We start from the raw sequence: 13,458 nt of genomic DNA, 5'->3' as shown, positions 1-13,458 counted from the left end.
AAGTGGGGGAACGAGAAAATGGAAGCAGTCGTAAAAACAAAGCTAGTAGAGTTTCTAGAGAGAGAAAAGGACAGCATTATGTCAGAATGGCATAAAAATATCATTATTGAATCTGAGGACCCTTTCAAAGAGAAAATTATCGATAATGCGTCAGGAATGTTTCGGATGATTCTAGGACTTATTACAAAGCCAGACAACGAACTGGAAAAGCAGATTCAAAAACTAGCCTTTGAAGTAGGTGAAGAGCGAGTTCAGGCAAATATCAATATTGGAGATTTCGTATACAATGTGAATCTTGGCAGGTCCATTGTTTATAGAAACTTATACAAACTCGTAGTTGCATGGGACGAGCTGCAGGATTCTATTGACAGAATTAACTACTGCTTCGATCATTTCCTATACTACGCTGTCTCTTACTATAACGAACAAAAAAATAAAATCATTGAAGAGAAGAATCAATTTATAGACTCCACCCATAAAGACAGGCTTACACTTCTTGGTCAGATGACATCAAGCTTCATCCATGAATTTAGGAATCCGCTTACATCTATACAGGGATTTATTCAGTTATTGAAATCTGATCATCCTAATATGAAATATCTTGATATTATTTCAAACGAACTGGAACAGCTCAATTTCCGGATATCACAGTTCCTTCTTTTATCAAAAAAAGAACTGATTGGAAAGGAAAAATCGCATTTTTCTCTTAATAAGATGATCGAAGAAATACTTGTCTTTTTATATCCAAGTATCCTCGATACAAAAGTGAAAGTTGTCAAGGAAATGCCAAAGGAAATGGAATTGTTTGGATATGCAGATGAAATACGCCAAGTGCTGATCAATATTGTTTTTAATGCCATCGATGTACTGAGCCAGTATCGAGATGATCCGAAAATCGAAATCAAAGGAAAGATGGTAAATGATACCCATATCAAAGTGGAAATCTCCAACAACGGACCTGCCATACCGGAGCATCTCTTAAAATCAATCTTTGAGCCTTTTGTCACGACAAAGAAACTCGGGACTGGTCTTGGTCTGTTCGTCTGCAGGGAAATTATCGAAAAGCATAAAGGAATTTTAGCGTGTACCTCAGAGCATGATAAAACTGAGTTCATCATTCTACTCCCGGTTGCTTCCGCCGAAGAAAAAAGCCCGCAGAATTAAAATGCGGGATTTTCGGGTAATTAGGAAGCTTGCCGGAGTTTTTTTGCTTTCATATTTCGCTGCGATACGCTTGTAACAACTAAAATATTATACGCCAATATGTCCTCATACACTTTCTTCTTAATACATATATTTATGTAACAAGGATTTATACTAACCAAAATGCCGGACTATATGTTATAATTAACTTTAATTTACTAAACGCAGAGGTGATATGATGGGGCATTCTATCGTATCGATTTGATAAAATCTGCATACCGAACGCGGTATGTAATGTAGGATCTTGTTAATAAAAAAATTTTAGAGAACCAAAATTAGAACTTGCACAAAAACGAAGTTTTAATTTTCAGTTTATCGGGAGGTGACTCCTTACCTGCAGCATTTTGCAGGCTAAGGGAATTTATTTGGACATATTGAACTTGGTTTGGATAGCCATTTTGATTGCTTTAACGGCATTTTTTGTCGTATCAGAATTTGCGATTGTTAAAGTAAGAAGTTCAAGAATAGACCAGTTAATCGAAGAAGGCAGCAAAAGCGCCATAGCAGCAAAGAAGGTTATCACGAATCTTGATGAATACCTTTCAGCCTGCCAGCTAGGTATTACTGTAACCGCTCTTGGCATCGGTTGGCTGGGTGAACCAGCTTTCGCTGAGCTTTTAAAGCCTGTTTTTAACAAACTTGATTTGCCGGAAACTATGGCAAACCCGCTATCGGTAGGCATAGCATTTGCTGTTATTACGTTCCTGCACGTAGTTGTTGGTGAACTTGCGCCGAAAACTCTTGCAATCCAGAAAGCGGAAATGGTATCATTGGCAACCGCCAGACCGCTCATCCTGTTTTACAAGATCATGTATCCTTTCATCTGGGTGCTAAACGGTTCCGCACGTGTCATGGCAAGTCTTGTTGGATTGAAACCTGCTTCGGAACACGAACTGGCTCACTCTGAAGAAGAACTTCGAATCATTCTTTCTGACAGCTTGAAAAGTGGTGAAATAAACCAATCTGAATTTAAGTATGTGAATAAAATATTTGAATTCGACAACCGGATAGCAAAAGAAATCATGGTTCCTAGGACGGAAATCGTCTCGCTTAACCAGGATGATAACCTAGAAACTTTTCTGCAAATCGTTCAGGAAGAGAAATTCACACGCTATCCAATCATTGATGGTGATAAAGACCATATTATTGGCCTTGTTAACATCAAGGAAGTTATGACGGATCTTATCCAGAAGAAAGACATTGCTTCTAAATCACTATCGGCTTATTGCCGCCCTATTATCCGGGTTATCGATACAATCCCTATTCATGAACTGCTCGTCAAGATGCAGAAAGATAGAATTCATATGGCAATTTTGATGGATGAATATGGCGGAACCTCCGGGCTTGTAACCGTTGAAGATATCCTTGAAGAGATTGTCGGAGAAATCCGGGATGAGTTTGATATGGACGAAGTTCCGGAAATAAGGAAGGTTGATGAAAACCATTATATCATTGAGTCGAAAGTCTTGATCGGAGAAGTTAATGACTTGCTCGGGATAGAGATTTATGATGAAGATATCGATACAATCGGAGGTTGGATGCTGACGGAAAACTATGATGTCAAACAAGGTGATATCATTGAATTCAGCCAGTTCCATTTCAAAGTATTAGAAATGGAAGACCACCATATAAAATACATTGAAGTGACAAAGAAAGCCGAATTAGAGGATTCAGAAGATAGCTATGAAATGACGGAAACTCAAGTACTTTCATAAAAAAGAGGCTGTCTCAAGATGTTGATGAAATCAATCTCTTGAGCAGCCTCTTTTCTGTTAACATGATCGTTTCTATTTACGGTTTGACACATGATTGTAAGCTTGTATTCCTTAATGCTTCTTTATTATTATATCCTGCTTGTCTTGGAAAGCCATTCCGTTGAAGCATTGTACTTTGCTTTGAGGCTCACAGCCTTGTCTTTAATCAGTAATTCAATCCCTACTGCAGTGAGCGAGAAGATGTCTGCAAAATTTTTCTGCACTTCCCATTTCAACTCATGTTTTCCGCAAATGCTATATTTATTAACATCTTCCATTTCTTTACTAAGTAATTCAAGTGCCTTTTCCTTTTCAAGTTCCGGCAGTTCCATAATTTCGTCTATTTTATCAATATAAACAAGCGATTTTTCAATCTTCTCGTTTACTTCCTCGAAGGTTTTTTTATCAATCAAATTATATTTCAACTTGAATTGATTCAACTTAATTGCTGACTCGTATGTGGATTGGACAATATCGTCCCTTGTCATATAATCTGTTTCGAAGCTAAGCATATACTTCCATGATGGCTGTGTTATTGCCTTACGATGGTCTTCAAGCGTGTGACAGAATTTTTTATAGCCGAATTTCTCCGGATTCTCAAACGCAGGACTTGCAGGATCTAAGAATGGAGCCAGCGGTGCAACGAAATAGGAAAGTCTTGCATCTTGATCACAAGCTAAATGAATTTGTTCACAAAAGTCTACATTCTTTAAGGTACTTGCATAATCCTGATGTGGAATACCAACCATAAAGAAAATATCAATTTTGGAACATTTGTGCTTCAAAGCAAAACGGAGAGTATCAATGACCTTTGCATTCGTGCAGTTGAACTTCCCGTTGAACCTGCGAATTTTTTCATCATGGGTTTCAAGCGTAAGCTCAATGCTGTATTTTGGCACCGCCTTTTCGATTTTCTCAAAATACTCTTCATTCGCATACTGAAACAACTCAAACACGAGTTCATTCCTCAGTTTAATTTTGCTAAGTCGGTCAAAAAACTCATCAACATAGGCTTTTCCGGCTTGTCGGATATCATGCAGGATAAAGATTGGCGCCCTGCTGAATCTTTGAATGAATTCAATGTCCTCCACAAGCTTTTCCGGGGACCTTGTTGCAAGCTTCATTCTATTGCAATTTTCTTTATAAGAATCGCGCGAACCTCCGCAAATCAAGCAACCTTGGGTGCAGCCCTTCGCTGTCAGGATAGCGGTATTCGGGTATTGCAGCCAACCGTTATAAGGAAGCGGATCCAGGAAGTTCCGATACTTAAAGACCGATTTGATTGTATATCTGTAGCCTGGTATATCAAATTCATCCAAGCTATCTGGCACATGGGAAAGCGGATTACAAACAGTATTTCCGGCCTCGTCTTTCCATGTAAGATTCGGTATACCAGCTGGTTGATGCGAACTTTTCTTGATATGATTAATGAGAAGAAGCATCAGTTTTTCCGTTGTGTCCCCTCTCATCACATAATCGATACAAGGATACTCAATCAATTCTTTGTGATAATATGTCGCCGAAAGTCCTCCAAAAACAATAGGAGTATTAGGGTGCAGTCTTTTAACTACCTTTGCCAGTTCAATGCTTCCATGTGCATGTGGAAGCCAGTGCAGATCAATTCCAAATGCTCTTGTATTAATCTTCTTTAATTTATCCTCAACGTCAAAGTTCTCGTCCATCAGCATTCTGTTGGCAATATTGATGATCCTAACCTTGAGTCCGCTTCTTTCGAGATATTCCGCAATGCTTGTCAACCCGATCGGGTACATTTCAAAAACAGGCGAAGATGGAACAACATCGCTTATTGGACCTGCGAGCAGGGCATTTTTTCGAAAATCATAAACGCTTGGTGCATGGAGTAAAACTAAATCATATTTCACAAGTATCACCTCTGGTGTTTTCTTGAAGGCCTTGAAGGTCTATAATATACTATTATCTTAACTTCTCTTTTCACTGTATTACCCTTACAAAGGTAACTTTTCTGTGAACAAATTCACTTGCAATAGATAAAAAAGGCCGCAACCCTTGTGGACTGCGGTTTTCAATATTTGTGAATTTTTTGTAACAACACAAAAAACAGCTATCTGAATATTACCTTTTATTCTGGCTTATCTTCCTTCATGATATGAAATTCTTCTTCCAATTTACCCATTTTATAAAGATGAGAATCAAGGCGTTTATGAACACTTCCTATTTCTCGATTTTGCTTTTTCTCCATGCTTTCCGCAATTCCTCTGACAACTTGCTCAACCTTTGTATTTTGAACCTCTTCCAACCGCTCTAATGCCTCTTTAATATCTGTAATATCAATTTGATTGGAAGTTACTCTATGTTCAATACTGTCCACTTTTTCAAGTCGGTCGAGTCTCGATGATACCTCACAGATTTTTTGATGAAGTTGTTCTATTCCCTTCATAGCTTCCTGCAGCATGGAAATCATTTTTTCATTATTATCCATTGTTTGCTCCCCGCCTGCTTATTTTCATCCATTTTAACATCCAGAAAGGATCAACGGTGTTACAAATATAGAAACAATTTATGACATCAATGACTGCCAGAAGTCATTTTTAATCCGATAATTCCGATCAATATCAATCCGACGAACGAAAGCCGAAGGAAAGTTTTCGGTTCATTAAAAAGGATGATGCCTAGAATGACGGCGCCCGCTGCTCCAATACCAGTCCAAATGGCATAAGCAGTACCGATTGGCAATGTTTTCACTGCACTGGATAGAAAGTAAAAACTGATAATCATTCCCGCTATCGTAATAATAGAAGGCCACAATTTAGTAAAACCTTCTGTGTACTTCAGCCCAATTGACCATACAACCTCAAAAATACCTGCAATTAAAAGAAATATCCATGCCATATTATTGCCTCCTTATAGTCCCTATATGCCTAAACAAAACAAGCCCGGGGGATATCAAAAAAATGATATCTCCCGGGCTTTTATCCCTCCGTGTACGCACCAGCGATGCGCGTTCCCTCTCGGACCAGCCGGAAAACCGCGGAACCCTAGGGAACTGAATAAGGACATCTTAGCATAGGGGGGCAAACCCTGTCAAAAATATTTCATAAAGAAACAGCATTGACTTTTAGTTGCAAGTACCATGATGGCTTGGGCACCCTAATTCTTCCCTTTCCACCTGGATGGTACAATGATCCAACCCAAATTTGTCATGAAGCAAAGTCTGCGCTTCATTAAGGATAACATCATGTTCTCCATAAGCCGAAATGGTTATATGACAGCTAAGCATTGGCACACCAGATGTGATGGACCATACATGCAGATCGTGCACATCCTTCACATAAGGCATTTCCATTAGGGCTGGCTTAATTTCGTCAGGATGAAGCGCTTCTGGGACTCCCTCCATCAAAATATGATAGGAATCTTTTGTGACTCTCCACCCGCTCATAAGCACTAGTGCTGCAACAATCACGCTTGCAATGGGATCAGCAATGCCCCAACCGAGGAAATAGATAAAGAGCGCAGCTGCAATTGCTCCAACAGAACCAAGCATATCCCCTAATACATGGAGAAATGCACTTCTAACGTTCAAGTTCCCTTCCGTATCTCCGCGCATAAGAATAAAGGCAGCAGCAATATTGACGATAAGACCTGTTGCAGATATTGCCAGCATTCCAAGGCTCTGCACTTGCGGAGGATCCAGCAGGCGATGATAGGCTTCATAAAATATATAGAGGGAAATGACAATCAGTGTCAATCCATTTAAGGCAGCTGCAATGATTTCAAAGCGTTTATAGCCATATGTTTTCGTGCTCGTCGCTTTCCTCTCCCCTAGCTTGATTGCAAAAAGACTCAAGCCCAGTGCAGCAGCATCGCTAAGCATATGACCTGCATCAGAAAGTAAGGCAAGACTGTTCGTCAGTAACCCCCCCACCACTTCCACTACCATAAAGGCAGCTATGAGAAGGAATGATATCAGCAACGCTTTTTTATTATTGGTATGATGATGGTGATGATCATGGCCGTGGCCATGCGAATGTCCATGTCCCATGGTGATCCCTCCCTGTACTTAACATTCATTATGAAGAATACAGGGAAAAGGTTCAAGAAATGTTTTTAGGAAATGGAAGGATCCCTCAAGGCATCATAGATATTTTCGCTGGATTCCCTTCCCATCATGAGAGAACAGCATTGGTCTTCCTTCCACAATTGTTTCCAGATGGGTTTTGCGTCCCCAAAGCTGAAAAACATACGGAAGTACCTTTTCTAAGTATTTCACATCCAGTTCAATGTCTTCATACCAATGCTTAATATAAAGCTCCCCGTTTTTTTGATAATCACCGTCTATTACAGTTAAATATGGGAAACCTCCATTGACCCGCATCCCTACAAGCTGATCCCGTATATTCTTCCATTCCTTGTCAACAACCTTATAATCTCTACCCTGTTTTTGGAATAAATAAAGGTCTTCGCGCATGACAAGATCCTTTGTCAAGTAATTCCGCAAAAAAGAAATATCCGATTCTATTTCCCGGACTTCGAACAATTTTTCGCGCCCCGAGTCTTTTGTTACGCCTCGTTTTTTCATTTCCTCATCAGGATCATTGTAGCGCTCTTCAATATCTTCAAAAATCTTCAGACCTAAATAATATGGATTGATTCCTGTCTTAGAAGGCTGTACCACGCCGGCATTCAGCTTCGCGAATTCGATTGCTTCGGCGGATGTTAAGTCAAGCTCGCGAATGATGCGCTGATGCCAATAGGAAGCCCAGCCTTCGTTCATGATTTTTGTCTCCAGCTGCGGCCAAAAATAGAGCATTTCTTCCCGCATCATCGTCAATATATCCCTTTGCCATTCCTCCAGCTCTCTGCTGTATGTTTCAATGAAAAGCAGCAAATCCTTTTCCGGCTGAGGAGGGAAATTTTTTCGCTTCTTCTTTATTTTCTTTTCCTTTTTATCCTGAACACCAATGTTCCATAAATCATCATATTCACTTGGTTTTTTCTCTTCTTCCTCATCTTCATCCTCCATGGTCCAGGATAGCTTCGGACGCATCAAAGATGGATCAATATGCTCCTCAATGGCAAGCACTGCATCGAGGAAGGTTTCAACTTCCTGCTTTCCATGCTCTATTTCGTATCTTCTGATGCGTTCAGCAGTGGCTGCCATACTTTCAACCATGTCACGCTTCGTATTTTGGAAACGGACATTGTTTTTAAAAAAGTCACAATGGGCAAGGACGTGGGCAACAATCAATTTGTTTTCAATGAGCGAGTTTGAGTCAAGCAAAAAAGCGTAGCAAGGATCAGAGTTGATAACAAGTTCATAAATTTTAGAAAGACCTACATCATAGTGAAGCTTCATTTTGTAAAACTGTTTACCAAAACTCCAGTGGGAAAAGCGGGTAGGCATTCCATATGCCCCAAATGTATAAATAATATCTGCTGGACATACTTCATAACGCATCGGGTAAAAGTCTAGTCCAAACCCTTTTGCGACTTCCGTTATTTCTGCAATTGCCCTTTCCAGCTCCTTGTTCTTGTCAGACATAAAAGCTATCCCCCTTCCTCTTCTTACCTAAATGTATGAAACGGGGTATTGAATGATGAATGGGCATGCTTTGCTGTACGATGGATGGAAAAATTAACAATACTTTAAACTCGAAAAGACCAACATTTACTGCGGGAATTCTTGAGCAGGTCACATATACTATAGATACTCCTTGTGAAGGAGGAACAACCTTATGATTAGGGAAGATTACGACCGTGCGCTTTATTATGCCCATCGATCCCAATGGGATAATCTTTTGATACTGATGGTACGGACAGATGATCATTTTTTGTCCAAGAAAATCCAGCACTTCCTGCACGCCTACCACTTCGAAAAAGACTATACGATCGTAGAAAGGTCGCTTTACAGCCTCCTGCGCTATATCGACCATGCAAACAACAGCATCGAAGTTGGAGAAACATTAGTGCCGGAAGTGCTTTAAACAAAAATCCGAAGGCCGGTGCCTTCGGATTTTTATCATACGTTATCCATTTTTTCTGTAACTATATCCATAAATTTGTTTTCTAGGTCCTCGAGTTTCTCCTTGCTGCCGGCAAGGCTTGTTGCTTTGATGCCAAAGTAAAACTTGATCTTCGGCTCTGTTCCTGATGGACGAAGACACATCCATGATCCGTCTTCAAGAAAATATTTCAACACATTCGATTTTGGAAGACTGATGACCTCTTCGCTGCCATCCGAATTTTTGCGGACTCCCGTTAAATAATCCTCGATTGCCGAAACCTTTATTTCTCCGATTTTTTTGAATGGCTCCAAACGGAATGCTCCAAGCGTGGCAGCAATCTTTTCAGCCCCTTCTTTTCCTTTTAATGTAAGCGAGCGAAGTCCTTCACGATAAAAGCCAAACTCTTCATAAATGCCAAGGAGAGCTTCATACAGGGACATGCCTTTATTCTTAAAAAACGCACATGCTTCCACTGCAAGAAGAGCTGCTTGTACTGCATCCTTGTCCCTCGCAAAATCTCCGATTAGGTAGCCATAGCTCTCCTCATACCCAAAGAGGAACTTATGGTTTCCTTCAGCATCAAATTCTTTGATTTTTTCGGCGATAAATTTGAAACCTGTTAAAACGTCGATCGTTTCTACTCCGTACGCCTTAGCAATCTCCCTGCCAAGTTCCGATGTTACAATCGTTTTCAAGACAACAGGATTAGCTGGAAGCGTACCCTTTGCCTGCTTTTCCGTCAGGATATAGTGAAGGAGGAGCGCGCCTGTCTGGTTCCCAGTCAGCAAAACATATTCGCCTTTATCATCCTTCACTGCGATTCCTAGCCTATCGGCATCCGGGTCTGTGGCAATAAGTATATCCGCATCCTTCTCCTTCCCATCCCTTATTGCAAGTTCAAAAGCTGCAGTCTCTTCAGGGTTAGGACTTTTAACTGTGGAAAAATTCGCGTCTGGCTCCTCTTGTTCTGCCACGACACTAACATGCTGATAGCCCATGAACGAAAGTCCATCCCGCACAGGAATATTGGCCGTTCCATGGAGCGGCGTAAATACTACTTTCACATCGGATTGTGCTGCAAGCCATGGATTCTCCGATATAGTCATAAGTTTCTCCAGGTAGGCTCTGTCCACCTCCTGGCCAATCATCACAATCAGCTCTTTCTCTATCAGGTCTCCTTCTCCCATTACCTCGATTGCCAGCTCATTCTCAATAGCATTTACCTCTGCAATCACAACATCCGCAGCTTCCGGTGGAAGCTGGCCGCCATCCTGGCCGTATACTTTGTATCCATTATACTCTGGCGGATTATGGCTCGCCGTTATGACAATGCCTGAAAATGCCTGCAGGTGCCTAACTGCAAAAGAGAGTACAGGCGTTGGCCTAAGACCTTCAAAAACATATGTCCTGATTCCTTTTGAGGCTAGAGTCTTTGCTGCCTCCATTGCAAATTCCGCTGACTTATGACGCGAATCGTAGGCAATGACGACCCCCCGTTGCTTTGCTTCCATTCCGTTTTCTTCTATGTATGCTGCAAGACCTGCTGAGGCTTTCCTGACAGTATATATATTCATCCGGTTTGTGCCTGCACCAATTTCTCCACGCATGCCGCCGGTGCCGAATTCCAAGTTTTTATAGAAGGCATCCTCTAATTGTTTCTCAGAAGCTGACAATTGTTTAAGCTCTGTTTTTAGCTCGCCATCCAGGCCCTGAAAATCCATCCATCTTTGTGCTTTCATTTTCCAATCCATTAAAAATCCTCCTGAATGAAATGACGTTATTCCCTTCATTATAATACAAGATATGGATGAAGAAAGAGACTTGTTATAATTTTTGTACTGCTAGAAGATCATTTATTCGCTCGGGCTATTGGAAGCATCTCTACAAATCGCGGTCAAATATCCTTAAATCTGTAACGGATGAAAAGCAAAAACATCTTTTTCCCCACTTCCGATAGCTTAAAATTGAATAATTCGTGAATCTCTCTTAATATGAATAAAGGCAGATTACTGCAGCTATACCAACCTGACAATGGAAAAGGGAGAGGTTTTTTATTATGGGAGACAAAAAGGACAAGCAGGAGAATCTGCTGTTTGTCGCTTGGGCGACTGCAGTTATCGCAATGTTTGGCAGTCTTTATTTTTCTGAAATCAGGCAATATGAACCTTGTGAGCTTTGTTGGTACCAAAGAATCCTTATGTACCCGCTCGCATTGATACTTGGGATAGCACTTATAAGGAAGGATTATCGGGTTTCTTTCTATTCGATGATTTTCTCGGGAATCGGTGCAATTGTTTCTTTGTACCACTATTCTCTTCAAAAAGTCCCTTTTATGGCAGACAATGCTGTCAGTTGCGGTCGAATCCCATGCACTGGACAATATATTAACTGGTTCGGTTTCATCACTATTCCACTTTTAGCGTTAACAGCATTTATTATTATCTTTTCTGTAAGCCTAATGCTTTGGAAAAAGTCGAAGGAGGTATCTCGATGAAAAAGGTTGTAATTTTTTTGATACTTATTGCAGGGGTATTTGCCGCGTTGTTCTTTGTCAACAAATCGCAGACAGAGGAAAAGTCGAAGGGAAATGCTTACGGAAAGTCGACGCTTCGTCCTGAGACAGTGGATCAGCTCGATGATCCAAATTATCAAAATATCATTCTTCCAGAAGAACTAGATAAAAAGCTTAAAGCAGGTGAAGATGCTACTGTTTACTTCTACAGTCCCACATGCTCTCATTGCAAACAGACAACTCCTGTCGTAGCTCCGCTTGCAAAAGAAATGGACTTGGATTTGGTTCAGTTTAACTTGCTGGAATTCGAGGAAGGCTGGAATAAATACGGTATCGAAGAAACACCAACAATTGTCCAGTACAAGGACGGAAAAGAGACGAACCGGATAATCGGATATCAAGCAAAGCATACTTTTCGTGAATGGTTTAATAAAAACAGTAAATAATGAAAAAAAAACGCCTGAAAATCAGGCGTTTTTTTTACATTAAAATAGGATGGAATTAGCCGCTTTAGAGTAAATACTGATATAATCATGCGAGACAGGTGCCGATTCTTCAAACTCCTTGAAATCAAAGGGAAAGTTAAACCCGAAGTCTGAGAGAATGCTGACATTTTTCCAATAAAGAGTGCAATATCGTTCAGAAAAGCACCCTTTCTCTAAAATGCTAATCAAAGTCTGCAAACTTGTGATGACTCTAAATGCGTCCCTTAGCGTGCTGAACGTTTCGAAGTGTTCTCTTGTAATTTGCAACACTTTTTCCTCTCGACAGCGTTGTATTTCACTATCATTAAAATACAGTGGCATCACATCAGAGTAAAAATACCGGATTAGCTCTACGATTCTTTTTTCCTGTCCCGGCGTTGAAGCAAAAACGATTTTCAATGGAGTCCCACCTTTTTACATGATCTTATCCTTAATACCAATAGGATAACATATGGACAACAGTTAACACGGTGGTAATTTTGCCCACAACAATGGTAAAAAACGGGCTTAATTCGCTTCTTTCGACATACTTAATGCTGGTTAGACATTCACAATAAAGGAGACTTACAAATGGTCGTAACAAGAAAAATAGGAACATGGTTTGAAGCCATAGTTCCGGAACATTGGACAGCGTACACTGTAGACGAGTTTCTCAGATCGTATTGGCAAATACCAAAGAAACAGCTGCATGAATTCAGAATGAATAATTCTATTGCAATAAACGGCAAACAGCCTCAATGGAATGCAAAGCTTGAAAAAGGATCTCGACTTTCTCTCGAATTTTTCAAACCCGAACACTTCAGTGCAGATCCGTACTATTTTCCAACAGACGTTCTCTATGAGGATGATCATTTGCTTGTGCTAAACAAGCCGGCAAGAATGGATACACACCCTAATAGTCCTGATCAAGCCAACACATTGCTAAATGCAGCTGTTTTTCACATGCAAAGCCAGGGACAGGAACTTGATATCCGGCATATACACAGACTCGACAGGCATACATCTGGTGCTGTTTTATTTTCCAAGCATAAGACTGCTGGGGCTATTCTTGACCGCATGCTGAAGGAAAGGGAAGTAAAAAGAACATACCTCGCCAAAGCAGAAGGGCTAATAAAACAAAAAAAAGGCAAGATAGACAAGCCGATTGGAAAAGACCGACATCATCCAACTAGACGACGTGTTTCTTCAGGGGGACAATCTGCCGTTACACATTACGAAGTAATTCAAAAATTACCACAAGAACAACGAACATTAATTACATGCAAGCTTGACACAGGGAGAACTCATCAAATCCGAGTTCATTTAAGCGACATGGGATATCCGCTAGCAGGCGATGTGTTGTACGGGGGGTCTCCGGTATACAGCAGGCAAGCTCTCCATGCTGCAAAACTAGAACTGATTCATCCATTTACAGAAGAAAAAATCACCGTCCATGCTCCCTTCCCTGAGCAAGAAACCATTTTTAAAGACGTAGACATTTATTCCATATAAATAGAGGGGGCGGTTTATCTATCGGAAGG

General features: G+C 40.6%; 13 protein-coding genes and 1 riboswitch. Of the genes, 6 read left to right on the top strand and 7 right to left on the bottom strand.

Annotated elements, in window-relative coordinates; all coding sequences use genetic code 11:
• The first annotated feature begins 18 nt into the window (after positions 1 to 18).
• Positions 19 to 1,164 carry a histidine kinase N-terminal domain-containing protein gene (locus BQ5796_RS03960; protein WP_071459037.1) on the top strand — a complete coding sequence of 382 codons (1,146 nt, stop codon included), beginning with the start codon at positions 19 to 21 and terminating at the stop codon, positions 1,162 to 1,164.
• 404 nt (positions 1,165 to 1,568) lie between these two features.
• Complete coding sequence (locus BQ5796_RS03955; RefSeq protein WP_071461135.1) at positions 1,569 to 2,918, top strand: hemolysin family protein; 1,350 nt, start codon at positions 1,569 to 1,571, stop codon at positions 2,916 to 2,918.
• 128 nt (positions 2,919 to 3,046) lie between these two features.
• Here the strand turns inward: BQ5796_RS03955 and BQ5796_RS03950 are convergent, their stop codons facing one another.
• From BQ5796_RS03950 to BQ5796_RS03930, 5 genes are all read right to left on the bottom strand, one after another.
• Complete coding sequence (locus BQ5796_RS03950) at positions 3,047 to 4,840, bottom strand: TIGR04190 family B12-binding domain/radical SAM domain protein (RefSeq protein ID WP_071459036.1); 1,794 nt, start codon at positions 4,838 to 4,840, stop codon at positions 3,047 to 3,049.
• Positions 4,841 to 5,058: 218 nt separating this feature from the next.
• Entirely contained in the window at positions 5,059 to 5,418 is a 360-nt protein-coding gene (locus BQ5796_RS03945; RefSeq protein ID WP_071459035.1) for a hypothetical protein, read from the bottom strand.
• An 86-nt stretch (positions 5,419 to 5,504) separates the two neighbouring features.
• Positions 5,505 to 5,828 (bottom strand): quaternary ammonium compound efflux SMR transporter SugE, encoded by a 324-nt coding sequence (sugE, locus tag BQ5796_RS03940; RefSeq protein ID WP_071459034.1) that lies wholly within the window; start codon positions 5,826 to 5,828, stop codon positions 5,505 to 5,507.
• Positions 5,829 to 5,895: 67 nt separating this feature from the next.
• Positions 5,896 to 5,989, bottom strand: a riboswitch (guanidine-I (ykkC/yxkD leader).
• 65 nt (positions 5,990 to 6,054) lie between these two features.
• A complete protein-coding gene (locus BQ5796_RS03935) occupies positions 6,055 to 6,978 on the bottom strand; it encodes a cation diffusion facilitator family transporter (protein ID WP_071459033.1) in 924 nt (307 codons plus the stop codon).
• A 93-nt stretch (positions 6,979 to 7,071) separates the two neighbouring features.
• Positions 7,072 to 8,478 (bottom strand): SpoVR family protein, encoded by a 1,407-nt coding sequence (locus tag BQ5796_RS03930; RefSeq protein ID WP_071459032.1) that lies wholly within the window; start codon positions 8,476 to 8,478, stop codon positions 7,072 to 7,074.
• Positions 8,479 to 8,671: 193 nt separating this feature from the next.
• Between BQ5796_RS03930 and BQ5796_RS03925 the strand changes: the two genes are divergently transcribed.
• Positions 8,672 to 8,920, top strand: a complete 249-nt coding sequence (locus BQ5796_RS03925) for a YhdB family protein (protein ID WP_071459031.1) — start codon at positions 8,672 to 8,674, stop codon at positions 8,918 to 8,920.
• A gap of 35 nt (positions 8,921 to 8,955) precedes the next feature.
• Here the strand turns inward: BQ5796_RS03925 and BQ5796_RS03920 are convergent, their stop codons facing one another.
• Positions 8,956 to 10,692, bottom strand: a complete 1,737-nt coding sequence (locus BQ5796_RS03920; RefSeq protein WP_071459030.1) for a phospho-sugar mutase — start codon at positions 10,690 to 10,692, stop codon at positions 8,956 to 8,958.
• 305 nt (positions 10,693 to 10,997) lie between these two features.
• Between BQ5796_RS03920 and BQ5796_RS03915 the strand changes: the two genes are divergently transcribed.
• A complete protein-coding gene (locus BQ5796_RS03915) occupies positions 10,998 to 11,435 on the top strand; it encodes a disulfide oxidoreductase (protein ID WP_071459029.1) in 438 nt (145 codons plus the stop codon).
• On the top strand, positions 11,432 to 11,899 hold the full coding sequence (locus tag BQ5796_RS03910; RefSeq protein ID WP_071459028.1) for a thioredoxin family protein: 468 nt from the start codon (positions 11,432 to 11,434) through the stop codon (positions 11,897 to 11,899). Before BQ5796_RS03915 ends, BQ5796_RS03910 begins: the two co-directional genes overlap by 4 nt.
• Positions 11,900 to 11,938: 39 nt before the next feature.
• Here the strand turns inward: BQ5796_RS03910 and BQ5796_RS03905 are convergent, their stop codons facing one another.
• Positions 11,939 to 12,337: a DUF5365 family protein gene (locus BQ5796_RS03905; protein ID WP_071459027.1), complete on the bottom strand. Its 399-nt coding sequence runs from the start codon at positions 12,335 to 12,337 to the stop codon at positions 11,939 to 11,941.
• A gap of 171 nt (positions 12,338 to 12,508) precedes the next feature.
• Between BQ5796_RS03905 and BQ5796_RS03900 the strand changes: the two genes are divergently transcribed.
• Positions 12,509 to 13,429, top strand: coding sequence for an RluA family pseudouridine synthase (locus BQ5796_RS03900; protein ID WP_071459026.1), 921 nt, complete (start codon positions 12,509 to 12,511; stop codon positions 13,427 to 13,429).
• Positions 13,430 to 13,458 lie beyond the last annotated feature (29 nt).

The sequence above is a fragment of the Bacillus massilinigeriensis genome (assembly GCF_900111815.1).
Lineage (GTDB): Bacteria > Bacillota > Bacilli > Bacillales > Cytobacillaceae > Mesobacillus_C > Mesobacillus_C mediterraneensis.
Note: the sequence above shows the minus strand (reverse complement) of the source record. Positions and strands in the feature narration are given on the sequence as shown.